This is a genomic window from Mesorhizobium sp. P3_A2 (genome assembly GCF_056403115.1).
In genome coordinates this window covers 13,017-37,699 of the sequence record NZ_JBFUGC010000020.1, presented here as the reverse complement: position 1 = coordinate 37,699, position 24,683 = coordinate 13,017, and the positions used below count along the sequence as shown (strand labels likewise).

At 61.9% G+C, this 24,683-nt stretch carries 24 protein-coding genes and 1 pseudogene; 20 read left to right on the top strand and 5 right to left on the bottom strand.

The features are described from left to right. The first annotated feature begins 17 nt into the window (after nt 1-17). Nucleotides 18-1,424, top strand: a complete 1,407-nt coding sequence (locus AC1DXM_RS30320) for an HlyD family type I secretion periplasmic adaptor subunit (RefSeq protein WP_477239021.1) — start codon at nt 18-20, stop codon at nt 1,422-1,424. A gap of 28 nt (nt 1,425-1,452) precedes the next feature. After that, nucleotides 1,453-3,186, top strand: coding sequence for a tetratricopeptide repeat protein (locus AC1DXM_RS30315; protein WP_477239019.1), 1,734 nt, complete (start codon nt 1,453-1,455; stop codon nt 3,184-3,186). A gap of 290 nt (nt 3,187-3,476) precedes the next feature. Here the strand turns inward: AC1DXM_RS30315 and AC1DXM_RS30310 are convergent, their stop codons facing one another. Together AC1DXM_RS30310 and AC1DXM_RS30305 are read right to left on the bottom strand one after the other, a co-directional pair. Continuing rightward, a complete protein-coding gene (locus AC1DXM_RS30310) occupies nt 3,477-4,070 on the bottom strand; it encodes a DJ-1/PfpI family protein (RefSeq protein ID WP_112562535.1) in 594 nt (197 codons plus the stop codon). Between the two features lie 168 nt (nt 4,071-4,238). Next, a complete protein-coding gene (locus tag AC1DXM_RS30305) occupies nt 4,239-4,937 on the bottom strand; it encodes a GntR family transcriptional regulator (protein ID WP_477239017.1) in 699 nt (232 codons plus the stop codon). 174 nt (nt 4,938-5,111) lie between these two features. Between AC1DXM_RS30305 and AC1DXM_RS30300 the strand changes: the two genes are divergently transcribed. The 8 genes from AC1DXM_RS30300 to AC1DXM_RS30265 all read left to right on the top strand — a co-directional run bounded on the left by AC1DXM_RS30300 (nt 5,112) and on the right by AC1DXM_RS30265 (nt 12,783). After that, nucleotides 5,112-6,341: an iron-containing alcohol dehydrogenase gene (locus AC1DXM_RS30300; protein ID WP_477239015.1), complete on the top strand. Its 1,230-nt coding sequence runs from the start codon at nt 5,112-5,114 to the stop codon at nt 6,339-6,341. Between the two features lie 58 nt (nt 6,342-6,399). Further along, nucleotides 6,400-7,848, top strand: a complete 1,449-nt coding sequence (locus AC1DXM_RS30295; RefSeq protein WP_477239013.1) for an NAD-dependent succinate-semialdehyde dehydrogenase — start codon at nt 6,400-6,402, stop codon at nt 7,846-7,848. Further along, nucleotides 7,845-8,711 carry an alpha/beta hydrolase gene (locus AC1DXM_RS30290; RefSeq protein ID WP_477239011.1) on the top strand — a complete coding sequence of 289 codons (867 nt, stop codon included), beginning with the start codon at nt 7,845-7,847 and terminating at the stop codon, nt 8,709-8,711. Before AC1DXM_RS30295 ends, AC1DXM_RS30290 begins: the two co-directional genes overlap by 4 nt. A 301-nt stretch (nt 8,712-9,012) precedes the next feature. Beyond that, on the top strand, nt 9,013-9,138 hold the full coding sequence (locus AC1DXM_RS30285; RefSeq protein ID WP_477239009.1) for an ion channel: 126 nt from the start codon (nt 9,013-9,015) through the stop codon (nt 9,136-9,138). A 296-nt stretch (nt 9,139-9,434) separates the two neighbouring features. Continuing rightward, the gene (locus tag AC1DXM_RS30280) at nt 9,435-10,403 is read left to right on the top strand and encodes a helix-turn-helix domain-containing protein (RefSeq protein WP_477239007.1); all 969 of its coding nucleotides are present in this window, start codon (nt 9,435-9,437) and stop codon (nt 10,401-10,403) included. Nucleotides 10,404-10,549: 146 nt separating this feature from the next. Then, a complete protein-coding gene (gene adh / locus AC1DXM_RS30275; protein ID WP_477239005.1) occupies nt 10,550-12,067 on the top strand; it encodes an aldehyde dehydrogenase in 1,518 nt (505 codons plus the stop codon). A 66-nt stretch (nt 12,068-12,133) separates the two neighbouring features. Beyond that, a complete protein-coding gene (locus tag AC1DXM_RS30270) occupies nt 12,134-12,472 on the top strand; it encodes a DUF779 domain-containing protein (protein ID WP_477239003.1) in 339 nt (112 codons plus the stop codon). Between the two features lie 95 nt (nt 12,473-12,567). Then, nucleotides 12,568-12,783 carry a DUF1858 domain-containing protein gene (locus AC1DXM_RS30265; protein WP_477239001.1) on the top strand — a complete coding sequence of 72 codons (216 nt, stop codon included), beginning with the start codon at nt 12,568-12,570 and terminating at the stop codon, nt 12,781-12,783. On the opposite strand, the pseudogene AC1DXM_RS30260 reads toward AC1DXM_RS30265, so the two are convergent. Next, a pseudogene (locus AC1DXM_RS30260) lies at nt 12,780-13,049 on the bottom strand (helix-turn-helix domain-containing protein); the annotation flags it as partial. The gene AC1DXM_RS30265 and the pseudogene AC1DXM_RS30260 sit on opposite strands and share 4 nt — an antisense overlap. A gap of 166 nt (nt 13,050-13,215) precedes the next feature. On the opposite strand from AC1DXM_RS30260, the gene AC1DXM_RS30255 reads away from it, so the two are divergent. Then, a complete protein-coding gene (locus AC1DXM_RS30255) occupies nt 13,216-13,647 on the top strand; it encodes a potassium channel family protein (protein ID WP_477238999.1) in 432 nt (143 codons plus the stop codon). Between the two features lie 21 nt (nt 13,648-13,668). Here AC1DXM_RS30255 and hemN read toward each other — a convergent pair whose 3' ends face one another. After that, nucleotides 13,669-15,042 (bottom strand): oxygen-independent coproporphyrinogen III oxidase, encoded by a 1,374-nt coding sequence (gene hemN, locus AC1DXM_RS30250; protein WP_477238997.1) that lies wholly within the window; start codon nt 15,040-15,042, stop codon nt 13,669-13,671. A gap of 134 nt (nt 15,043-15,176) precedes the next feature. Here hemN and AC1DXM_RS30245 point away from each other — a divergent pair, with 134 nt between their 5' ends. After that, nucleotides 15,177-15,905 carry a Crp/Fnr family transcriptional regulator gene (locus AC1DXM_RS30245; RefSeq protein WP_477238995.1) on the top strand — a complete coding sequence of 243 codons (729 nt, stop codon included), beginning with the start codon at nt 15,177-15,179 and terminating at the stop codon, nt 15,903-15,905. A 27-nt stretch (nt 15,906-15,932) separates the two neighbouring features. Here the strand turns inward: AC1DXM_RS30245 and AC1DXM_RS30240 are convergent, their stop codons facing one another. Then, complete coding sequence (locus AC1DXM_RS30240) at nt 15,933-16,391, bottom strand: hemerythrin domain-containing protein (RefSeq protein WP_477238993.1); 459 nt, start codon at nt 16,389-16,391, stop codon at nt 15,933-15,935. 193 nt (nt 16,392-16,584) lie between these two features. On the opposite strand from AC1DXM_RS30240, the gene ccoN reads away from it, so the two are divergent. From ccoN to ccoS, 8 genes are all read left to right on the top strand, one after another. Further along, on the top strand, nt 16,585-18,195 hold the full coding sequence (gene ccoN / locus AC1DXM_RS30235) for a cytochrome-c oxidase, cbb3-type subunit I (RefSeq protein WP_477238991.1): 1,611 nt from the start codon (nt 16,585-16,587) through the stop codon (nt 18,193-18,195). An 11-nt stretch (nt 18,196-18,206) separates the two neighbouring features. Continuing rightward, entirely contained in the window at nt 18,207-18,938 is a 732-nt protein-coding gene (gene ccoO / locus AC1DXM_RS30230) for a cytochrome-c oxidase, cbb3-type subunit II (protein ID WP_477238989.1), read from the top strand. A gap of 12 nt (nt 18,939-18,950) precedes the next feature. Next, entirely contained in the window at nt 18,951-19,100 is a 150-nt protein-coding gene (locus tag AC1DXM_RS30225) for a cbb3-type cytochrome c oxidase subunit 3 (protein WP_477238987.1), read from the top strand. Between the two features lie 2 nt (nt 19,101-19,102). Continuing rightward, complete coding sequence (ccoP, locus tag AC1DXM_RS30220; RefSeq protein ID WP_477238985.1) at nt 19,103-19,966, top strand: cytochrome-c oxidase, cbb3-type subunit III; 864 nt, start codon at nt 19,103-19,105, stop codon at nt 19,964-19,966. 170 nt (nt 19,967-20,136) lie between these two features. Further along, nucleotides 20,137-21,702 (top strand): cytochrome c oxidase accessory protein CcoG, encoded by a 1,566-nt coding sequence (ccoG, locus tag AC1DXM_RS30215; RefSeq protein WP_477238983.1) that lies wholly within the window; start codon nt 20,137-20,139, stop codon nt 21,700-21,702. Then, the gene (locus tag AC1DXM_RS30210; protein WP_477238981.1) at nt 21,699-22,211 is read left to right on the top strand and encodes a FixH family protein; all 513 of its coding nucleotides are present in this window, start codon (nt 21,699-21,701) and stop codon (nt 22,209-22,211) included. Before ccoG ends, AC1DXM_RS30210 begins: the two co-directional genes overlap by 4 nt. Then, the gene (locus tag AC1DXM_RS30205) at nt 22,208-24,496 is read left to right on the top strand and encodes a cation-translocating P-type ATPase (RefSeq protein ID WP_477238979.1); all 2,289 of its coding nucleotides are present in this window, start codon (nt 22,208-22,210) and stop codon (nt 24,494-24,496) included. Before AC1DXM_RS30210 ends, AC1DXM_RS30205 begins: the two co-directional genes overlap by 4 nt. Continuing rightward, entirely contained in the window at nt 24,493-24,663 is a 171-nt protein-coding gene (gene ccoS / locus AC1DXM_RS30200) for a cbb3-type cytochrome oxidase assembly protein CcoS (RefSeq protein WP_477238977.1), read from the top strand. Before AC1DXM_RS30205 ends, ccoS begins: the two co-directional genes overlap by 4 nt. The last annotated feature ends 20 nt before the right edge of the window (nt 24,664-24,683 follow it).

Genomic DNA, 24,683 nt, shown 5'->3' with positions numbered 1-24,683 from the left:
TTCAGGTCCGGTAACCCATGAGTAGTACCTCTCTCATCGCCCTCCCGGCTCGGCGGCATCGGATGGAAGCGAGGGATCCGACAACGCCGGCCATGCTCGAGTTCCAGTGGCCGTCGACGGCTGTCGCCAATGCTCCTATCCCGCGGGCGGCGCGCGGCATCGTCTGGATCATCGCGAGCCTGGTCATCGCGCTGATCGCTGTGGCCGGACTGATACCGGTCGATCAGGTCGTAACGGCCAGAGGGCTCGTGGTGTCAAAATCGCCCAACATGGTCGTGCAGCCGCTGGAGACGGCGATCGTGCGCTCGATCGACGTTCGTGAAGGACAGCACGTGCAGGCCGGTCAAGTGCTTGCTCGCCTCGATGCGACTTTTGCTTCTGCCGATCTGGCGACGCTCGCCATGCAGGTTTCGACGCTTGAAGCTGAAGTCGCGCGGTTGAAGGCGGAAGCGGACGGCCGGGCCTTCGATTATGACGGTCTCGACCCAAGCTGGACCCTGCAGGCATCGATTTTTGAGCGCCGCAAGGCAGTCTATGATGCCAAGGTTGAGAATTTCGACCGCCAGCGCGACGAACTCAGTTCCGTAATCTCGCGTTCGCTATCGGATGCAGATGGCTACCGCCAGCGGCTCGCGGTCGCCGGCTCGATTGAGCAGATGCGCAAGCAGCTCGAAGCAAGGCAGGTTGGCAGCCGCCTCAATACACTGCTTGCCGAGGACAATCGCGCTGAAATGTCCCGGGCGCTCGGCAATGCCGAGCAGACCGCGCAAGCCGCGAAGCTGCAGCAGGCAGCGGTGGCCGCCGAGCGCGACGGCTATATTCAGGGTTGGCGAGCGGATGTTTCACAGAGCCTGTCCGAGGCCAGTTCGCGCATGTCCGACGCCCGCGAACTTCTCAACAAGGCAAAGCTGCGTAAGCAATTGGTCGAGCTGAAGAGCGAAGCAGACGCCATCGTTCAGTCGGTGGCCAAGGTCTCGGTCGGTTCGGTCCTGCAGTCCGGCGAGCGATTGATTACGCTGGTGCCGGCCAACGCGCCGCTTGAGATCGAGACAAACATCGTCGGACGGAGCAGCGGCTTTGTGCATGTCGGCGACCCAGTGGTTATCAAGTTCGACACCTTCCCTTATTCGCAATACGGCCTTGCTCATGGCACCGTGCGGGCGCTTAGCCCCGATTCCTTCTCTGCGCAGGAGCAAGCACGCGATCCGAACAGCTCCCTGGCTATGCTGCCGCCCGACGCCGAGCCGTTCTATCGCACGCGCATTTCCATCGACCAGGTCGCCCTCCACGGCGTGCCTGCCGGTTTCACCGTGAGCCCCGGCATGCCGGTGACCGCCGACGTAAAGGTCGGCCGTCGCACAGTGCTCAAATACATTCTCGGTGTGATGCTCCCGATCGGCCAGGAGGCAATGCGGGAGCCGTAGCGCACGGGGGTATCGGAGACTCGGATCGATGACAATTCTGGATCGGCTTACTGTTCTGGCCTCCCCGGCGGCAGCGTTGCGCCGGGCGATCCAGCTCGCTGACAGCGGCAAGCCCGCAGAAGCCTTTCCGCTGATGGCGAGCGCGGCGCGGGCGGGGATCGTCGACGCCGAGTACCGGGTCGCGCGTTGCTATCTCGAAGGTTCGGGCGTGCCGCCGAGCCGTATGGAAGGCGCGCGATGGCTGATGCGGGCAGCCAATCACGGGAGCGCCGATGCGCAAGCGCTCCTCGCCGCTCTCTATTTGACGGGGCTGGTGGCTAAGGAAGCTGACGGCAACGGCGCCGAATCCAACCAATTGTTTGAACCAGATACCTCGGGCAAACCAGACTTCACGGCCGCGTTCGACTTTGCCACCAGGGCGGCCGAGGCGGGTTCGGCCGTGGGACAGGCGATCCTCGGCTATATACTCACCAGCGGCCCCAAACCGATGCGCGATGCAAATGCAGCGCACCGATGGTACGAGAAGTCGGCTTCCGCCGGCTGCGCCGAGGGCTGTCTCGGCTTTGCCCTGTCGCTGGCCCGCAGCGGCAAACGTGAAAACAGGGTCAGGGTCGCAAAAGAGGTAAGACGCGCCGCCGACGCCGGTCTGCCGACCGCAATCTACCTTCTCGCGGTCCTTACCGAGCACGGGCTGGGCGTCGCACGCGACATGGCTGCAGCCGTTCGACTGTATCAGGCTGCTGCGGAGAAAGGCCTTCCCTCCGCCCAGTTCCGGTTGGGATTAGCACTGATTGATGGTGCATTTGTCGACCAGGATATTGCTGCTGGAGAGGCGTGGATGCGGCGTGCTGCGTTGGCAGGCAATATCGAGGCCGCCTATCTCCTCGGCGAGCGCTATGTGAAGACGCAGCGGCCGGATTTTGCAGAATCCGCAAACTGGTACCGGCGGGCGGCCGAAGCGGGCCATCAGGCCGCTGCCCGCGCGTTGGCCTCGCTCTATTTGACGGGGAACGGCGTGGCTCAGGATCTCGAAGAGGGGGCACGCTGGCTGCGCGCCGCTGCAAATGGCGGCAATCAGGAAGCACAGGTCGATCTCGCCAATCTTGTGCTCGAAGGAGCCGGCGAGCCCGATGATCATGCAAGCGTTGCCGGATGGTTCGAAGCGGCCGCATCATCGGGGGACCTGATAGCGGCATTCAATCTTGGGCTCTGCTTCGCCAACGGCGTCGGCGTCCGCCAGGACGAGGGGCAAGCGGCGCAGTGGCTAAGGCGCGCGGCCGAAGGTGTCGCCGAGGCGCAATATATGTACGCCCGCCTCCTGCAAGATGGACGCGGCGTGGCGCCCGACCCATCGCAGGCCCGCCTCTGGTTTGCTCGGGCAGCCAATGCCGGCATGCTCGACGCGCAGGTGGCGCTTGCCGAGATGCTGCTCAACGGGCGCGGGGGCGCACGTGAGCCAAAGGTTGCCATGCAGCTGTTCGAGCGGGCCGCTCTCGACGGTCACGCCGGAGCGATGTTTGCACTTGGCGCGCTGTATGGTGCTGGCCAGGGCGTGCCGGTCAGCCAAACGGCAGCGCAGAAATGGTATGCAGCCGCTGCTGGACGTGGGCATGGCCAAGCCCAACTCATGCTCGGGCGTTATTTCTCAAGGGGTATCGCTGGGGAGCGCGACCCGGTAGCCGGTCGCCTGTGGCTCGAGCGTGCGGCAGCCTACGGTATCAGTGAAGCGGCCGACGAACTTGCCGAACTCGCCTCGGGTTGAGGCCCGCATAGTGCCAGCACGCCAAACGCATGTCTGCCACGAACAAGGATCCCGAAGAATGCTAGGTTTGGTGCGGAAGCCATTGGCCACCCTATGACTACACATCGCCTATATCGATGCGCTTGAGAGCCGTGACCCCGCCCGGATCGAGGCGGCCTGCCGCGCGCATCTGGCTTCAGCCAGGGAAACGCTCATGCGCTCGCTGATTGGGTTCGATGAATGATGGATTAGCGGCGCCACGCCCATTAAAGAGAACCGACGCCCCTCAGGAATGCGTCGGTTCCAGGAGTTTACGCGTGGCGGATTTCCGTTCCCAGCACCTTCAAACATTCGCGGATGAACGCGGCAAGCGCCGTCCAACCCTTTGCCGAAACCATCGTCCCATCGACATAAGCATCGGTGGGAGAGAGGTCGATGTAGGTGCCGCCAGCAAGCGTCACCTCCGGCTCGCAAGCCGCGAGCGCCGCCACCTTCTTGCCACGGACGACGCCGTCGACCGCGATCAGAATCTGGACGCCATGGCAGATCGTGAAGATCGGCTTTTTGGCTTCGTGAAAATGACGCACCATCGCCTGCACGCGCTTGTCGGTGCGGATGTATTCAGGGCCACGGCCACCGGCGCAATAGACAGCGTCATACTGGCTCAGCTGCTTCTCGGCGTCGGCAAAGGTCTTGTTGATCAGCGCGTTGTGACCGGGCTTTTCGGTGTAGGTCTGGTCGCCTTCGAAATCGTGCAGCGACGTCTTGATCGTGTCTCCGGCGCTTTTGTCGGGGCACACGACATGAACGGTGTGCCCCACCGCTTCCATCGCCTGCTGATAGACGAAGATTTCATATTCCTCGGTGAATTCGCCGGTCAACATCAGGATCTTCTTGCTTGGCATGGCTCTTCCTCTCGGCTTGTTTCAAGGGCGAGGTGCACGTCGCCCCTCGCCAGTTGGGAATCGAATCGGATCAGAACGGGGCGGCGAGGGAACATTCCTTGGCGTTGGCCTGGGTGGTCAGCGGTGCGCCGAGCTTGAAGGTCTCCCGGAGAGCCGACATCACAACTGCTACTCGAACGCAGGCAGGAGCCGGTCCCGCGAGTTCTCGATGTGCGTACGCATGGCGCTTTCGGCAGCGCCCGGATCGCCCGCGGAGAAGGCGGCGAGAATGGCCTCGTGCTCGTCGAGCGCCTCTTCGGTCACCCTGGAGTGATACATCAGGCGGAAGATATGGAAGTGGGTATGCTGGTGATTCAGCGTCTCGCGAATGAGCTCGTTCTGGGCGAACTCGACGATCTTGTCGTGGAAGATCGCATCCTGACGGGCGAAGTTCGAATAACGTAGGCGTTCGTCTTTCCCCACCCGCCGGGCCATGACGCCAGCCGCCTCCCGCAGCACGGCAAGGCGCTCGCCGTCCAGCCTGGCGGTGGCCTTCGCCGCTGCAGCAGGCTCAAGCAGAAGGCGCAGCTCGTAAAGCTCGTCAAAGCGCCGGCGCGTGATCTGCGGGGCGGCGCGATAGCCGATCAGGTGGGTCTTCAACACCAGGCCCTCACCCTCCAACCGGCCAAGCGCTTCCCGAATGGGAGTATGCGAGACGTTGAACTCCTTGACGAGGTTGTCGACGGTGATGCGCGATCCCGGAGCAATTCTCAAAGACATCAGTTGCGCGAAGATTGCCTCGTAAACGTCGCCGGCAAGGCTGTTGGCGCGCTGGATTCGGCCGCTCGCGCGGGCTTCATTGTCAACCGTCAGGTCCGTGTTCTGCATCGTTTTGCCTCTTGACAGAAGCACCCACTAACATGATGCTCCGCTCAATTCAATCCTATATCCTATACGATCTTATAGAGGATACTGCATGAGAATGAACCGGAACGTCAAGGCCGGTCTCCGGAACGAAGCCAATTCACTTGGCTCCCCATCCGTCTTCGAAGGATCCTGTGCATGACCTTGTTTGCAGCGGCGCGCCTGCCGCGCGAGATCCTGTTCGGCAAAGGCCAGCGCCATGTGGTGCCTGCCGTTGCCGCCAAATATGGGCGGCGCGCGTTCGTCTGTACCGACGAGCGTTTTGCAGCGACATCGCAGTTCGCCGAAATTCTTGCTGGCTTGCACAACGCGGCGATAGACATGCTGGTCTACGACCGAACGCTGCCGGATGTGCCCCGCGACAGCGTCGCCACCTGCATTGCGGAAGCGAAGGATTTCGAGCCGGACATGGTGATCGGAATCGGCGGCGGCAGTTGCCTCGACATGGCCAAGTGCGCAGCACTTCTGCTCAGCCATGGTGGCAGGCTCGAGGATTACTATGGCGAGTTCAAGGTACCAGGTCCTACCCTTCCCGTGATCGCCGTGCCGACCACGGCCGGGACCGGCTCCGAGGTGACTCCCGTCGCCGTGATCTCCGATCCGGATCGGACGCTGAAAGTGGGTATTGCGAGCCCTCATCTCATCGCCGTCGTGGCGCTTTGCGACCCGGACCTGACGGCGACATGTCCACCCTCGCTGACGGCGATCGCCGGCGCCGACGCGCTGACGCACGCAATCGAGGCTTTCACCGCCGCCAAGCGCGGCGCTGATCCTCATTTGCCGCAGCAGCATGTCTTCGTCGGCAAGAGCGCTCTGACCGATCATTTCGCACTTCTGGCCATCAGGCTGCTTGGCCGCAGTCTCGAAAAGGCATATCGCGACGGATCGGACGAGGATGCGCGCGCCGATGTCATGATGGGAGCGCTGGCCGCCGGTTGCGCCTTCGGCACGGCGGGAACGGCAGCCGCCCATGCGGTGCAATATCCTGTCGGCGCGCTTACCCATACTGCGCATGGTCTGGGCGTCGCCACCATGCTGCCCTATGTGATGAACTACAACCTGGCCGCCGCGGCCGCAGAGATTGCCGAAGTCGGCGCTGCCCTCGGCCTTCCCCCTAAGAGCGGCGACGGTGCCGATGCATGGGCGCACGCCACCATCCGGGAGGTGAGCCGGCTGTTTGGCGCCATCGGCATCCCACCGACCCTGGCCGAACTTGGCCTTGCCGAGGACAAGATCGATTGGACGGCCGAGCAGGCGCTCGGCATAGGCCGGTTGATCAAGAACAATCCCCGTCCCTTCGACCTCGCCGCGATGCGACGGCTGGTCAGGGCTGCTTATGACGGCGACATGTCCGCCACCATGATGTGATCGACCAGGAGCTCATCTAATGAACATTGCCGCAGGCATATCCGACGAGGATCAAGACATGTTCGACTACGCCACGGTCTCGCACGGTCTCTACATTGGCGGACGCTGGCGGCCCTCATCGGAGGGCCGCGTGATCGAAGTGGTCGATCCATCGACCGAAGCCGTGATCGCGGCGGTTCCCGATGCCACGCCCACTGACGCCGCCTCTGCCGTCGATGCGGCCGCGAAGGCAGCGGCCGGCTGGCGCGAGACCTCGCCACGCAAGCGTTCGGAAATCCTGCGGCGCTGCTTCGAACTGATGATCGAACGCGCGGAGACGTTGTCTGCGCTGATCTCGCTGGAGAACGGCAAGGCGCTGCGCGATGCGCGCGGAGAAGTCGCCTACGCCGCGGAGTTTTTTCGTTGGAACGCCGAGGAGGCGGTCCGCATCAGCGGCGAGTTCGGGCTCGCGCCCTCAGGCGCGAACCGGATCATTGTCGACTACCAGCCCATCGGCATCTGCGTGCTCATCACGCCATGGAATTTCCCGGCCGCCATGGCGACACGCAAGATCGCTCCGGCGCTCGCGGCCGGCTGCACGGTGATCCTGAAGCCCGCCAGCGAGACGCCGCTGACGGCCTATGCGCTTGCTGCACTCTACGAGGAAGCCGGTGTGCCGCCCGGCGTCGTCAACGTCCTGACGACCTCCACCCCCGGGCCGGTGACGGCGGCCATGCTGGCCGATCCACGCGTGCGAAAACTGTCCTTCACCGGCTCGACAGGCGTCGGCCGCGTGCTCCTCGCCGAGGCCGCAAAACACGTCGTCTCCTGTTCCATGGAGCTTGGCGGCAACGCACCGTTCATCGTCTTCGACGACGCCGACCTGGAAGCGGCGCTCGACGGGGCGATGGTTGCCAAGATGCGCAACGCCGGAGAAGCCTGCACCGCCGCCAACCGCCTTTACGTGCAGGCCGGGATCCACGATGCCTTCACCGATGGGTTGAGCAAACGCATGGCCGCGCTCACAATAGGCCCTGGCATAGATTCGGAAACCGAGTGTGGTCCGATGATCACAAGGAAGGCCGTGGACAAGATCGACCGGCTCGTCCAGGACGCGGTTGCCCGTGGCGCCAAGGTTCTGTGCGGTGGAGCGATCACCGAGGGCAAAGGTTACTTTTACCCACCGACGGTGCTTCGCGACGTGTCCGTCGACGCGGCAATGGTACATGAGGAGATATTCGGTCCGGTGGCGCCGGTCATGCGCTTCGGCAGCGAGGCGGATGCCATCGCAAAGGCCAATGACACTGAATACGGTCTGGCGGCCTACATCTACACGCGTGACCTGGCTCGGGGGATGCGTGTGGCATCGAAGATCGAGTCGGGCATGATCGCCCTGAACCGCGGACTGATGTCGGATCCGGCGGCTCCATTCGGCGGGGTCAAGCAGAGCGGGCTGGGCCGCGAAGGTGGTCAAAAGTACGGCGTTGCCGAGTTCATGGAGGCGAAGTACATCGCCGTGACCCTGTGAGCGGACACGTCAAAGATCCGTTTCGCATTCGCGATCATGTGGTCGAGTTCGACGACATCGTCGCCGACATCGTGCGCAGAAGCGAGGCTACCAGGGCGAACGTTCCAATGGTCGTCGATGTCGCCTACGGACCCGACGCCGCGGAGACAGTGGATCTGTTCTTTCCCTTGGGCAAACGGGACCGCCTGCCGGTGCACATGTTCATCCACGGCGGCTACTGGCGCATGTTCTCCAAACGGGATTACTCCTACGTCGCCGACACGGTGACTCGCGCAGGTGCGATCGCGGTCATTGTCGATTACGCGCTGATGCCTGCGGTGCGGATGGCCGCGATCGTCGATCAGGTGCGCCGCGCCAAGCGATGGGTGCTCGAGCACATCGCTGACCATGGGGGCGATCCCGGCCGGCTGACTGTCAGCGGCCACTCCGCCGGTGCTCAGCTCGCCACCATGCTGTTCAATGATCCGAGCCTATCGTCAGACATCCGAGGCGCGCTGCTCCTTGGTGGGTTGTATGAGTTGAAGCCTCTGCAGACCTCGTTCCTTGCCACCGAGATCGCTATAACGGATGAGGAGGCCACCAATTTGTCGCCTCTGACACATGACTTCGATCCGTCAGTAGAGGTTGTGATCGCGATCGGCGGCGAGGAAACGCCGCCGTTTCTTAGCCAGGCCGAGGCATTCGCCAGACATCTGAGAAAACAGGGGCTACATGTCTCTCAAACCATCATCGCCGGCGCCGATCACATGAGCAGCGTTCGCGACCTCGGTATGGGTGGAACCCGCGCTGCGGATTGTTTGGCCAAGCTTATCCAGCGCGATGGAACTCCTGCACACAATGCAGCGACCAGGTCGGTGCTATAAAACGGGGAGCGATGGTCGGAGCGGTCAGCAACATGGAGGGTGAAATGTGGATTCCCCTGCGGACCAACAGTCAGTGTTCTGGGCGCTCATTGCTGCGTCTCAGCCAAGTGTTGCCAACTATTCGGCGCTAACCCACGGAAATGTCAGAGCTATTCTGAGACGGCCGAAAAACCCTAAAATCGGCTGGACTGGATGGTGGGCCCGGAAGGCGTATTAAAATCGTTGATTTTATTGAGCTTTTGGTGGGCCAAAATCGGAAATCTTCCGTATCGTTCCACATGGTCCCGTAACGCCATACCGATTGCTCAACATCTTCGCCGACTTCGAAACCGCCCTGTACTTTTCCACCATCACTTTCTCGATGGTTGGCTACGGCGACATCGTGCCCGCCCATGCGCGGCGTATCCAGCGGCACTCGAGGGCGTGAACGGGTTCCCTGCTCATCGGCTGGTCGACAGCCTATCTGATCGCATCAGGCATCCGCACGAGCCGTTCAAGGCCGGCGAACATTTTCGACAGCAGCAGATGCTCCGATTTGCTCCCGATCAATGAACGCGCGGCAATCTGTCGGTAGGCTCTTTCTCGATGGGTAACCTTGAATTGCTCAAAGACAGGCGACAGGAAGACATCTGCTTTCTGCTTCTTTCGACGAATTGACTATGTGCTACGGGAACCGCAGACCGGCAGATCAGGAGGAAAGACACAGGGTTGGGAGGACTAAGCATGGGCGAAGATCTATACGGCCATCATGCCGACCGCATCCAGGCCGCGATTACCTCGGACGCTGCAGCGAAGTCCGCGCTGGTTGCCTCCTGGCGACGGTCTTCCAATTTGCATCGGCTCGATCCAGCTGACTGCAGCCCCCCACGTTACCTAACGGAGGCCGAACTGGGACAAGCCCGACAGCGCATCGAACCGCTCGTCCGAGCTGCCCAATCGAGTCTCGACCGTCTCTATCTTGCAGTTGGCGGCGTTGGATGCTGTGTCCTGCTCGCCGATGGTGACGGCGTGCCGGTCGAACGGCGCGGAGCAGCCGTTGATGACGAGACGTTTCGTTCCTGGGGTTTGTGGACTGGCTCCGTCTGGAATGAGGAAAGCCAAGGCACCAACGGGATCGGCACCTGTCTGGTCGAGCGGCGCACGCTGACAATCCACCGTGACCAACATTTCCACACGCGCAACACGTTGCTCAGCTGTACCACCGCACCGATTTACGATCACCGGGGAGATCTTGTGGCCGCACTTGACGTGTCGTCCTGCCGGGCTGATTTGACCGAAGCCTTTGCCAATCTCATTTCGGTGGCCGTGGTCGACGCGGCGCGCCGGATCGAGGCGGAGAACTTCAAGATGGCATTCCCGAAGGCGCGTATCCTGCTGGCGCCGGTGAGCGACAAAGGTTCCGGCGCGCTGATCGCCGTCGACGCCGACGACCTCGTGGTCGGCGCGACCCGTTCGGCCCGCCTGGCGCTTGGCATTACGCAACAGTGTCTCGACAAGCCGATGCCCGCGACTGATCTGCTCGGCTGGGGCGAGAGCGGCCCCGAAGTCCTGGCCGAGGCGGAGCGCGGGGTTCTGCAGCGGGCGCTGGCGCGGGCAGACGGAAATGTCTCGGCGGCGGCTCAGGCGCTTGGCATCAGCCGCGCAACGCTTCACCGCAAGCTCAACCGCCTGGACGTTCACCGGTCTCACTGACTTTTTCGTATCCTCGCCTGACTGTCGCAATTCTGCGACACATCCCGCCCTCCGGCTGTCCCCGGTGCGGTGACAACTACGGGCGGAAATCGCAAGTCTCTTCCGAAGCGTCGCATCCCGCGACGCCAGCTTCGGGAGGAAGACACATGAACAAGGTTGAATTTTCACGCTCGGTCAAGGCGCCCTTCGACAAGCGCTATGGCAATTTCATTGGCGGCAAATGGGCCGAGCCGCGCTCCGGCCGCTACTTCGAGAACCACTCGCCGGTAAACGGTCAACTGCTGTGCGAGGTGGCACGCTCGGACGCTCAGGATATCGAGGCGGCCCTCGATGCAGCACATGCCGCCAAGGATGCCTGGGGACGCACCAGCGTGGCAGAGCGGTCGCTTATCCTCAACCGCATCGCCGACCGCATGGAGGAGAACCTCGATCTCCTCGCCTGTGCCGAAACCTGGGATAACGGCAAGCCGATCCGGGAAACGACAGCGGCCGACCTGCCTCTGGCTATCGACCATTTCCGCTATTTCGCCGGTGCTGTGCGCGGCCAGGAAGGCAGCCTTTCGCAGATCGACGACGATACCGTCGCCTATCATTTCCACGAGCCGCTCGGCGTGGTCGGCCAGATCATTCCCTGGAACTTCCCGCTGCTGATGGCATGCTGGAAGCTTGCTCCCGCACTTGCGGCCGGCAACTGCGTCGTGCTGAAGCCCGCCGAGCAGACACCCGCCGCCATCCTTCTCTGGGCCGATCTTATCGGCGATCTGCTGCCGCCGGGCGTGCTCAACATCGTCAACGGCTTCGGCCTCGAGGCCGGCAAGCCGCTCGCATCATCGCCGCGCATCGCCAAGATCGCCTTTACGGGCGAGACCACGACCGGCCGGCTGATCATGCAATATGCCAGCCAGAACCTGATCCCCGTGACGCTCGAGCTTGGCGGCAAGTCACCCAACATCTTCTTCAAGGATGTCGTCGCCGAAGACGACGATTTCTTCGACAAGGCGATCGAAGGCTTTGTCATGTTCGCGCTGAACCAGGGCGAGGTCTGCACCTGCCCGAGCCGCGCGCTCATCCATGAATCGATCTACGACAGGTTCATGGAACGCGCCCTCAAGCGCGTCGAGGCGATCGTGCAGGGCGATCCGCTCGATCCCGCGACGATGATTGGCGCCCAGGCCTCGTCCGAGCAGTTGGAGAAGATCCTGTCCTACATCGACATCGGCCGCCAAGAAGGGGCGGAGGTGCTGACCGGTGGCGCACGCAATGTTCTGCCTGGTGATCTGGCCGGCGGCTATTACGTCAAGCCGACGGTGTTCAAGGGACACAACAAGATGCGCATCTTCCAGGAGGAGATCTTCGGGCCGGTGGTTTCGGTCACGACCTTCAAGGACGATGACGAAGCGCTCAGCATTGCCAACGACACGCTCTACGGCCTCGGCGCCGGCGTCTGGACGCGCGACGGCAACCGCGCCTATCGCTTCGGCCGCGCGATCCAGGCCGGCCGGGTTTGGACCAACTGCTACCACGCCTATCCCGCGCATGCGGCCTTCGGCGGCTACAAGCAGTCCGGTATCGGCCGTGAGACACACAAGATGATGCTCGACCATTATCAGCAGACCAAGAACATGCTGGTCAGCTATAGCCCGAAGAAGCTCGGCTTCTTCTGATCACCTCTTTGTCTGACAGGCGCGGCTCCGCGAGGGGCCGCGCCCCAGACTGAAATGGGAAAAACCATGCATGCGAAGGTCACGCCAACGCTGGCCGCCCTTGAACTCGTCGCGGAGATCGTCGCCGAGCATGGGCCGGTTCTGTTCCACCAATCCGGCGGCTGCTGTGACGGCTCTTCGCCCATGTGCTATCCGCGTGCCGGTTTCATCGTCGGCGACCACGATGTGCTGCTCGGCCACATCGGCGCCGCGCCGTTCTACATCGGGGCCTCGCAATTCGAGGCCTGGAAACATACCGATCTCATCATCGATGTGGTGCCTGGCCGAGGCGGCATGTTCTCGCTCGATAACGGAAGGGAGAAGCGGTTCCTGACGCGATCGACGATCTGCGCCATTCATAGGTAATGAGGGTGCGTCGGGCTGCGTCTTCTTTGTCGCAGCGCAACGAGCATCCCGGAAATCCGATGCAACATGTCGGCTTCCAAGGGTGGGCAAGCGGCATGAAACGCAAATTCAGCGACGATGCGACAATGGACGAAATCATGCACGGGTCGCCGGCGGCCATCCGGGTCGTGCTCCAGCACGGCATGCTTTGCGTGGGCTGCCCGATTGCTTCGTTCCACACCGTTTCCGACGCGGCCAGAGAACACGATCTGAACGGAGAACAACTCAGCTGCGACCTGCATGCAGCGATCGAGAGTTCCGAACCCGACTAGCTTTTCTCAGCGCGGCCTTCCGCAATCAGAAGGAGCCGGTGAGGTTCGACCACCGTCACCTTCTGGCGCTCGCTTTTGACCAATCCTTGGTCTTCCCATGCCGACAGCAGCCGACTGACTGTGTGCAGTGTCGTGCCCGTCATCTCGGCAATGTCCTGGCGTGAGATCGGGAAGTCGATCAGGATTCCTTCCTCTGTCTTCTTGCCAGCCTGCTTGACCAGCTTGAGCAGCGCATGGGCGACGCGCTGTTGCACCTGCTCTCGCGACCAGCCTGAAGCTGGCGATGTTCTTTCGCCTCGCGCCTGCTGCAGCAGGCAGAGGCCAATAGGTGGCTTCGGCGAAAGTCGACCGGTTGCTTCGAGGCTCGAAATGCCCGCGCCAGGTTTGATTTTACGCAAGGAAAGCGCCCCTCAAGGTTCCTAGTTTCATCGCATGGTTCTCAACCTAGTCGTCGGCACAGTCGTCATAAGCCTGACTGTCCTCATTCACACTTTTGGCCTCATCGCAGTCACCCATGCGATGAAACATCTGGCGGCGCGCTTTCGCATGCACGGGCGACGAAGCCGGGTGGTCGCAATGATCAGCGTCGTAATGGGCCTTTTTGCCGTCATGACAGCGGAGGTGTGGCTGTGGGCCGGCGTCTATCTTAAGCTCGGCGTGTTGCCGGACTTCGAGACCGCGCTGTATTTTTCCACCATCACCTTTTCAACGGTCGGTTATGGCGACGTGGTTCCCGCCCATGACTGGCGCGTCCTGGCGGCGCTCGAGGGCGTGAACGGGTTTCTACTGATCGGCTGGTCGACCGCCTACTTGATCGCTGCGGGAACGCGCGTCGGTCCATTCAGGGTTGGCGAACACTTTTGATCGGCTGCGCGGAGCCGTTGGTCAAACCGCAATCGAATGCCTGCTGGTTCCATTGCCGAGATAGCTGTCGAATTTTGCCGCCACCGTCCTGACAAGCGCGCGGCTGTCCTGCGGCACGACGAAATTTTCGCCATCGAGCTTGAGAAGCAGGCCGCCGCTGCTGATGGCAAGGCGGCTTGCCGTAGCCAGGAGTGTCTGCCCGACCTCGCCGAAGCGCTCGACAAGCTCGACCGCCGAAAAGGCAAACTGGCACATCAGGCGCTCGATGATCCAGCCCCTGGCCAGATCGTTGACGCTGAGCTCGATGCCACGTGCCGTCGCCAACTGTCCCGAATCTACAATTTTCTCGTACTCGCCGGTCGCAACGATGTTCTGGGCGTAGCCTTGTCGGAACCGGCTGATCGAGGAGGGACCAAGACCGATGAGCGTTTCGCACTGGTCCTCGGTATAGCCCTGGAAATTGCGGCGGATCTTGCCGACGCGAGCCGAGATCGCGAGCGTATCGTCCGGTTTGGCAAAATGATCGAGCCCTAGGGCCTCGTATCCGGCATCCACGATCAGCCGCGCGGCGAGTTGCGATTGCGCCAGGCGCGCCGCGGTATCGGGCAGCCTGGTTTCATCGATCATCGTCTGGTGCTTCTTGAACCATGGCACATGCGCGTAGCCGAACAGGGCCAGCCTGTCGGGCGACAGCGTCAGCGCCTGGGCGACGGTCGCCGCAACACTGTCGCAGGTCTGATGCGGCAGCCCATAGAGCAGGTCCAGATTGATAGACGTAACTCCCCGCGCTCGGACCGCATCGACGATGCTTTTGGTCAGGGCAAAACTCTGTTCGCGATTGATCGCCTTCTGCACTTTTGGATCGAAGTCCTGTACGCCGAGGCTCGCTCTCGTCATGCCGATCGCAGCGAAGGCATCCAGCCGCCCCTCGTCCATGTCGTTTGGGTCGATCTCGACGCTGAGACTTGCATCATCGAGAAAGTCGAACCGATCCCGCAGCGCTCTTCCGAGCACCAGAATGTCGTCGGGCCTTAGCATCGTCGGGGAGCCGCCCCCGAAATGGACGGCGCGAACTTTGCCCCTGTCGGTCACAAGACGACTGACAGTTTCGATTTCCCTGTGCAGCGAACCCAAAAAAGTGGCCACGGGCGCATAGTGGCGTGTCTGCTTGGTATGGCAGGCGCAGAACCAGCACAACCTGTCGCAATAGGGGATATGCAGATACAGCGAAATCTCGTCATCGCCTTCGAGCGCGTCCATCCATCCGCGAACTGTCACGGCATCGACGCCGACATGGAAATGAGGGGCGGTCGGGTAGCTGGTGTATCGAGGAACGGTTTCGCTCGCCGCACTGACCAGATTTCCATGAATGTTCTTGACCGTGGTGATTTGCATGGACGCCAATCTAGGAACGCAGCGGCGCCGAAACCTTGATTTCCGTCAAGTCTGCTGACCACTAGGGACAAACTGACGCAACAATTTGAAAGCCTGTGATGATATCGTGTCGCAGAATTTGATCTGGGTAGGCCATGACCGTCAGACAGGACATTCACAGCGCTGGCATTCCCGCGCTGTGCCAATCTTGTGAAGCGCGGCACCGCGGGGTATGCGGCGCGCTGGATGCCGATCAGTTGGTCGATCTGGCCAAAACCTCTTCACGGCGTTCAATTCCGTCGGGCGCTGAACTGGTTGGCGACGCCGAGGTGGTAGATAGCTATTCGAACGTGCTTTCCGGCGTCGTGAAGCTGACCAAGAGCCTTTCGGACGGGCGCCAGCAGATCGTCGGCCTTCAATTCGCTCCCGATTTTCTCGGAAGGCCATTCAAAGTCGAAAGCGCAATCAATGCCGAAGCGGCCACGGAAGTATCGCTGTGCTCGTTTCCAAGGACAATCATCGAGCGGATGATGAAGGAATCGCCTGCGCTGGAGCATCGCCTGCTCAAACAGACCTTGACCGAACTCGACGAGGCGCGTGACTGGATGGTGACGTTGGGCCGAAAGACCGCGTCCGAGAAAGTGGCAAGCTTCCTGCTGATGATTGCCAGGAACATCGACCCGACGGTCGACCCGACGGCCAAGTCAGCGACTTTCGATCTTCCGCTGACACGCGCCGATATCGCCGATTTCCTTGGTCTGACGATCGAGACGGTGAGCCGCCAATTGACTAGGCTGCGAACCGACCGAGTGATCCGGATCGATAACAACAGGCATGTAACGGTGGACAGCCTCAGTCGACTGGAGCAGCGTTCCGGCGCCTAGACCCAGCAGCCGGGGCCTGGTGCGCGTCTAGCCAGAATCTGGGACCCCGATCCTCGGCAATACATGCTCACGCTCAAAGGCGATATGCCGGCGCAGGCTTTCGAAGAAGCCGCGCAGCATGAAGCCGATAGCCTCGGCGTTTTCAACTCTCCCGCCGTGGCCGATCCGCAGCAGAATTTCAGTCACCTCGCCGGCAAAACACTCGTCTTCGACGTGCTCCGCACGCAATCGCCGCGTTGAGGCAAGATTGGCATCGCCGCCGGTGGAGGCAGCCTCGTAGGCGGGAAAGATCATCGTCTCTTCGTATCGGTGAATATCCCGCAACAGCGGAACGATCGCGTTTGCCACAGTCAAGCATGCCAGGCAATCGACCCTGGGCAAGGTGTCTGCGATCCTTTCCAAGGCATCGCAGAGCCGCAGCTTTTCCAGATGCGCGCGTTTCATCACCGCCGCTGGAACCGGCTCGCTGCCATATTGAACTGCCATTGTCGAACTTTCGCGGCTTGTTGCGAACGGCGACGATCCCAGCTCACGCTCCGGTTTAACGACCGCCTCCTCGATCGAGGCTGCCCATTTCGAAAGCTGCTGACTTTGACATGGATCAAGGCGGCCCCTGAACACTTGCTGGATTGGTGTCCGGGCGGATTGACGTCTGCGCATCCGAAGTCGGGGACATGTCATGAAATTCGGCACACCAATCTTCGCTCTGGCTCTTTTTGCGTTTGCGGCTCTGGTGGCTGCTGGCTTCGGCGTGGACGAACCGTTCCGGCAGCACATGTGGGTGCTGTTTCTTGTGCTGCTGGGCTTTGTCGCCATCCTCCTGCGCAACACCAATTTCCAAGTGGCGCCGCCGATCGACCCATCGGCCTACATGGATGGTCCAATCCGCTACGGCGCCATCGCCACCATGTTCTGGGGTGTCATTGGCATGCTGGTCGGCGTGGTCATTGCGCTGCAGCTCGCCTACCCCGATCTCAACATCCAGCCCTGGTTCAATTTCGGCCGCCTGCGGCCGCTGCACACATCCGGCGTTGTCTTTGCTTTCGGCGGCAACGCGCTGCTGTGCACGTCCATGTACGTCGTGCAGCGCACCTGTCGTGCCCGGCTCTTTGGCGGCGACCTCGCCTGGTTTGTGTTCTGGGGCTATCAGCTCTTCATCGTCATGGCCGCGACCGGCTACCTGCTCGGCATCACCGAAAGCCGCGAATACGCCGAACCCGAATGGTATGTGGATATTTGGCTGACCATTGTCTGGGTCGCCTATCTCATCCTGTTCCTGGGCACGATCCTGAAGCGCAAGGAACCGCACATCTACGTCGCCAACTGGTTCTACCTGTCCTTCATCGTCACCATCGCGATGCTGCACGTGGTCAACAACCTGTCCATGCCGGCCTCGTTCCTGGGTTCGAAGAGCTATTCGGCTTTCTCGGGCGTCCAGGATGCCCTGACGCAGTGGTGGTATGGTCACAACGCCGTCGGCTTCTTCCTCACCGCCGGCTTCCTCGGCATGATGTACTATTTCGTGCCCAAGCAGGCGAACCGGCCAGTCTACTCCTACCGGCTGTCGATCATCCACTTCTGGGCGATTATCTTCCTCTACATCTGGGCGGGGCCGCATCACCTCCACTACACCGCCCTGCCGGACTGGGCGCAGACGCTCGGCATGGTGTTCTCGATCATGCTCTGGATGCCCTCATGGGGCGGCATGATCAATGGCCTGATGACGCTGTCCGGCGCCTGGGACAAGATCCGCACCGATCCGATCATCCGTATGATGGTGATGGCCATCGCCTTCTACGGCATGTCGACCTTCGAAGGCCCTGTGATGTCGATCAAGGCGGTCAACTCGCTGTCGCACTACACGGACTGGACCATCGGCCATGTCCACTCGGGCGCCCTTGGCTGGGTCGGCATGATCTCGTTCGGCGCGATCTACTACATGGTGCCAAAGCTTTGGAACCGCGAACGGCTCTATTCGCTGCGCCTCGTCACCTGGCACTTCTGGCTCGCGACACTCGGCATCGTCGTCTACGCCGCGGTCATGTGGGTTTCCGGCGTCATGCAGGGCTTGATGTGGCGCGAATATGACGAGCAGGGTTTCCTGGTCTACTCCTTCGCCGAAACCGTCGCTGCCATGCATCCATACTATGTGATGCGCGCGGCGGGCGGCGCCCTGTATCTCTCCGGCGCACTGCTCATGGCCTGGAACATCACCATGACCATCCTCGGCTATCAGCGCGAGGAGCAACCGTTGCCGGGTTCCGAGCCCGCCCTCCAGCCTGCCGAATAAGGAGCCAGATCATGGGCTTGATGGATAAACACGCGATCATCGAGAAGAATGCCACGCTGCTTCTCGTCGGATCCCTGCTGGTGGTCACCGTCGGCGGCATCGTTGAGATCGCGCCACTCTTCTACCTCGACAACACGATCGAGAAGGTCGAAGGCATGCGGCCGTATTCGCCGCTCGAGCTCGAGGGGCGCAACATCTATGTCCGCGAGGGCTGTTATCTCTGCCATAGCCAGATGATCAGGCCATTCCGTGACGAGGTCGAGCGCTACGGCCATTACAGCCTGGCCGCCGAGTCGATGTACGATCACCCGTTCCAGTGGGGCTCCAAACGCACCGGCCCCGACCTCGCCCGGGTCGGTGACCGTTACTCGAACGATTGGCACGTTCAGCATCTCACCGACCCGCGTTCGGTCGTGCCGGAATCGATCATGCCGAAATATGCGTTCCTGAAAGACACGCAGATCAAGGTGAAGGACTTCTCGACGCATCTGGTCGCGAACGCGCGCGTCGGTGTTCCCTACTCCGATGACATGATCGCCAACGCCAACGCGGATCTGATGGCACAGGCCGATCCCAATGCCGACACGTCCGGCCTGGAAAAACGCTATCCAAAGGCCAAGACGGGCGACTTGGACGGCAATCCGCAGGAAGTCACCGAGATGGACGCCCTCGTGGCCTATCTCCAGATGCTCGGCACGCTGGTCGATTTCAAGAACTACGACGAAGCCGCCGGCTACCGCTGAGGAGAACCGCCGATGGACTACAATCTGATGCGGGAGTTCGCCGACAGCTGGGGCCTGCTCGCCATGGCGCTCTTTTTTGTTGGATGCATTGGCTTCGCGCTTCGACCTGGCGGCCGCAGCCAAGCCGAGGAAGCCGCCCGCATTCCCCTCAAGGATGACTGATCATGAGCTCAGAACATATCGACGACGTGTCGGGTGTCCCGACCACCGGCCATGAGTGGGACGGCATCAAGGAACTCAACAACCCCCTTCCCCGCTGGTGGGTGATAACCTTCTATATCACCGTCTTATGGGCCATCGGCTATACCATCGCCTATCCGGCGTGGCCGATGTTGTCTTCCGCTACGAGGGGCGTGCTAGGCTATTCCAGTCGCAACGATGTCAAGAACGAGTTGGCGGCCGCCGAAGTCGCCAAAGGCCAATATATCGCCGCCATCCAGGCGAAGACCGTCTCCGAAATAGCCGCTGATGACGCGCTGCGGGAATTCGCGGTCGCGGCCGGTGGTGCCGCGTTCAAGGTCAATTGCGTGCAATGCCACGGCTCAGGCGCCCAAGGCTCCGCCGGCTTTCCCAACCTCAATGACGACGACTGGTTGTGGGGCGGCAAGGCTGAACAGCTCGAGCAGACGATCACGCACGGCGTCCGCTTCGCCTCGGATCCCGAGACGCGCCAGTCCGAGATGCCTGCCTTTGGCGACATCATCACGGCCGACCAGATCAACCAAGTCAGCGCCTATGTCGCCAGCCTTTCCGGCCCGGTTCAGGACAAAAGCCTGACAGAGCCCGGCGCCAAGGTCTTCGCCGAGAACTGCGTTGCCTGTCATGGCGACAAGGCCAAGGGAAACAGGGAGTTCGGCGCGCCCGACCTGACCGATGCGATCTGGCTCTACGGATCGGGCGAGACCGCCATCGCCGCGCAGGTCCGCGCTCCGAAGCACGGCGTCATGCCGGCCTGGATTGGGCGCCTTGGCGAAACCAAGGTCAAGGAACTCGCGGTTTACGTCCATTCGCTTGGCGGGGGAGAATAGGAGACGGGGGCCTATTCTCGACTCTCGACCGCTCAAGCGACGAGGCCCGGCCAGAGCCGGGCCTCGATTCATTTCCACATCCGAAGATTGACCTGCATCAACGCGACGGGGTCCGCCCAGCGGCAATGTCGTTCAGCGCGAGCAAGAATCATGGGTGCGCGCGAGTGGAGATGACAGTGTTGGATCAGACGCAGGTAGAACGGCTGGAAGCTGAGGCGGTCAACTCCGCCAAGATCCGCCAGCCGCTCTACGCGGCGCGAAAGAAGATCTTCCCGAAGCGCGCCTCGGGCAGCTTTCGCCGCTTCAAATGGCTGGTGATGGCGATCACGCTCGGCATCTACTACCTGACGCCGTGGCTGCGGTGGGATCGCGGCGCGTTCGCGCCCGACCAGGCAGTGCTGCTCGATCTTGCCAACCGTCGCTTCTATTTCTTCTTCATCGAAATCTGGCCACAGGAGTTCTACTACGTCGCCGGACTCCTGATGATGGCCGGCATCGGCCTGTTCCTGATCACGTCCACGGTTGGCCGTGCCTGGTGCGGCTACACCTGCCCGCAAACCGTCTGGGTCGACTTGTTCCTGGTGGTGGAGCGCGCGGTCGAAGGCGACCGCAACGCCCGCATCAAGCTCGACGCCGGTCCATGGACGGCACGCAAGCTGGTGCTGCGCGTATCCAAACATGCCATCTGGCTGGTCATAGCGGCAGCCACCGGCGGCGCCTGGATCTTCTATTTCGCCGATGCGCCGACGCTGATCGGCAACGTCTTCGATGGCAGCGCCGCGCCGGTCGCCTATGTGACCATCGCCGTGTTGACAGCGACCACCTACACGTTCGGCGGGCTGATGCGGGAACAGGTCTGCACCTACATGTGCCCGTGGCCGCGCATTCAGGCCGCCATGCTGGACGAGAACTCGCTCACCGTCACCTACAATGACTGGCGCGGCGAACCCCGCTCGCGCCACGCCAAGAAGGCCCTGGCCGCGGGCCAGTCGGTCGGCGACTGCGTCGACTGCAATGCCTGTGTCGCGGTCTGTCCTATGGGGATCGACATCCGCGACGGCCAGCAGCTTGAATGCATCACCTGCGCGCTGTGTATCGATGCCTGCGACGGCGTCATGGACAAGCTGGGCAGGGAGCGCGGGCTGATCTCCTACGCGACATTGTCCGACTACAACGCCAACATGGCTGTGGCGACCGCGGGCGGTTCCTCCCCGGTGACCCCCTCCCTTGTCAGGACGGATGACGGCAAGTTCACCGACAGGTTGGCGCATTTCCATATTAGCAAGATCTTCCGGCCGCGTACCTTCATCTATCTGGGCGCCTGGTCGGCGGTCGGGCTCGCGCTGCTCTTTTCGCTGCTGACCCGCGAGCGGCTGGAACTCAATGTCCTGCACGATCGCAACCCCCAATTCGTGACGCTCTCCGACGGTTCGATCCGCAACGGCTATACCGTCAAGCTGCTTAACATGATCCCCGAGCCGAGGATGATCGTCGTCACCTTGCAGGACCTGCCAGGCGCCGAGATGAGCGCGGTCGGTGTCGATCTTCCTCCCGCGCTGTCCTTTACCACGCTTGTCGAGCCCGACCGCCTGAAGACAATGAAGGTTTTCGTGCGCCAACCGGCGAGTGCGATCAAGGCACCAACACAGGGCTTCAGGTTCCGCATCGAAGACAAGGCTGGCCTCGAATCCGCCGAATATACGGCCACCTTCAATGCACCGGAGACCGCCAGATGAACGTCCGTTCGCAAAAGTCCCGCGAATTCACCGGCCGGCATATGCTGTTGATCATTCTCGGCTTCTTCGGCGTGGTCATTGGCGTCAACGTGACCATGGCAACCCTCGCCAGCAAGAGCTGGACAGGGCTCGTCGTCGAGAACACCTACGTCGCCAGCCAGCAGTTCAATGAGAAGGCCAGGGAAGGCCGGGAACAAGCGGCACTTGGCTGGACGGGCACGCTGATGATCGCATCCGGCGAGGTTCGCTACAGGCTGGTCGATGCCGTCGGTACACCCGTACCCTTGCGGGGCGTCAAAGTGCTGTTTCGTCATCCTGCCTATGAGGCCGAGGACAAAGCCATCACTCTCGCTCTGGCATCCGGCAGCCCTGCCGCCGATCAGCAATTTGCCGCGCGGCACACCCCAAAGGACGGTGTCTGGATTGTCGAGATCGATGCCGATGCCGGCTTGGCCGAACCGTATCGCGACGTCCGCCGCGTTACGATTTCCAAGGGAGCGCTACAATGACCTGCTGTGCCCCCGGCGCCGAAATGGCCCTGGATATTGCCAATGCATCTTCCGTCCTGCCGTCAAGCGGTGAGATCAAACTGGCGAGCCGCTCGCTGGGGAGAGGCCTTCACCAGACCGACCTGTCGGTCCCATCTGTCCACTGCGCGGCCTGCATTCAGACGATCGAGACAGCGCTGACAAAGCTAGAGCGTGTCGATGACGCCCGCGTCAACCTGTCCACAAAACGCGTGTCGGTACGCTGGCATGGTGACCAGATTCCGCCATTTTTCCCAACGCTCGGGCGGCTGGGTTACCAGGCACATCTGTTCGATCCCGAGACCAGCGAGAAGGACAAGACGCTTTCCGAATTGATCCGGGCCGTCGCTGTCGCCGGTTTTGCCGCGGGCAACATCATGCTGCTGTCGGTTTCGGTCTGGTCGGGCGCCGAAGGAGCCACCCGCGATCTTTTTCACTGGGTCTCGGCGCTGATCGCCATTCCGGCGCTCGCCTTCGCCGGCGGCATCTTCTTTCACTCGGCCTGGAACGCCTTGCGGCACGGCCGGATGAACATGGACGTGCCGATCGCGGTCGGAGTGTCGCTCGCTTACGCCATGAGCCTCTATGAGACGATCAACCATGGCGACCACGCCTATTTCGACGCGTCAGTATCACTGCTGTTCTTCCTTTTGATCGGCAGAACGCTGGATCACGTGATGCGGGAACGTGCCCGCACCGCAGTGAAAGGTCTATCACAGCTGGCCGCGCGTGGCGCAATGGTGCTGCGCGACGATGGCGCGCGCGACTATCTGCCGGTCGGCGACATCGAACCTGGAATGCAGCTGCTGATCGCGGCCGGTGAAAGGATCCCCGTCGACGGCAAGATCATAAAGGGAGCGTCGGATCTCGACTGCTCGCTGGTCTCAGGCGAAAGCACGCCGAAAAGCGCGGCGCCGGGCGAAGCCGTGCAAGCGGGCGTGCTCAACCTTACCGGTCCGCTGACAATCGAGGCGATGGCGGCCGCGAAGGATTCGTTCCTGGCGGAAATGGTTCGGCTGATGGAGGCCGCCGAAGGTGGTCGCGCCCGCTATCGCCGTATCGCCGACCGCGTGTCGGCACTCTACGCGCCCGTGGTTCATCTCACCGCGTTGGCAACATTCCTGGGCTGGATGGCGGCGACCGGCGACTGGCATAGGGCGATGACGATCGCCATCGCTGTTCTCATCATCACGTGCCCCTGCGCGCTCGGCCTCGCCGTGCCGATCGTGCAGGTGGTCGCCGCGCGACGCCTGTTCGAGAACGGCATCATGGTCAAGGATGGCTCGGCCATGGAGCGCCTGGCGACAATCGACACGGCGGTGTTCGACAAGACCGGCACGCTCACGCTCGGCCAGCCTCGGCTCGTCAACGCATCGTCGATCGATCCCGCCATGCTGGCCATCGCTGCCGACCTGGCCGCGCATTCGCGTCACCCCTTTTCAAAGGCCATTGCCGCCTTCGCCGTCAGCAGCAGCCAGCACAGGTTCGATAAAGTGACCGAGCACCCAGGTTTCGGGATCGAAGCCACGGGCGCCGGAAGCATCTGGCGGCTGGGTCGACGCGGATGGGCTGGGTGGAAGGCTCGAACGGGCGGTGAAGGTAAACATGGCTACGGCGGAACAGTCCTGACGAAAAACGGGATGATTGTCGTATCCTTCGTTTTCGAGGATGCGCTGCGTGTCGACACCAGAACAGCCATCGATCAACTGCACAACGCTGGTATTTGCGTGGAAATGCTGTCGGGCGATACCACGAAAGCCTGCGCCGAGGTTGCGGACGTGCTGGGTGTCGATGACTTCGTTCCCTGTCTGCTGCCGTCCGGCAAGGTCGAACGCATCGAGAGTCTGGCGAGAGACGGGCATAAGGTTCTAATGGTTGGCGACGGACTCAACGACACGCCGGCGCTGAGCGCTGCGCATGTCTCGATCGCGCCCGCCACGGCTGCCGACATTGGCCGCAATGCAGCCGACTTCGTTTTTCTGCGCGAAAGCCTCTTGGCCGTCCCGCTGGCGCTGGACGTGTCGCGCAAGGCGGGAAGCCTGATCCAACAGAACATAACAATTGCGATCGTTTACAATGCCGTGGCCGTGCCGATCGCCATTCTGGGGCATGTTACTCCTCTTATCGCCGCGGTCGCGATGTCTGCCTCGTCATTGCTTGTGATTGGAAATGCCATGCGCCTGCAAGGCTTCGCAATGGGCGCGTCGTCCAAAACCGCGCGGCAAGACAGGCCCGGGCGGGCCGGCGCGTTGGCCGAATCCTCATGACGACGCTCGTCTACCTCATCCCGGTAGCACTTTTCCTCGGCGCACTCGGCCTGGCCGGCTTCCTGTGGGCGTTGAGAAGTGGCCAGTACGAGGATCTCGATGGCGCGGCGGAGCGCATTCTGATCGACCGTGACGACGGCGCACAGAATGTCCCTCGTTCGAAGTGACTCAGATCAAAGCTCCGCGG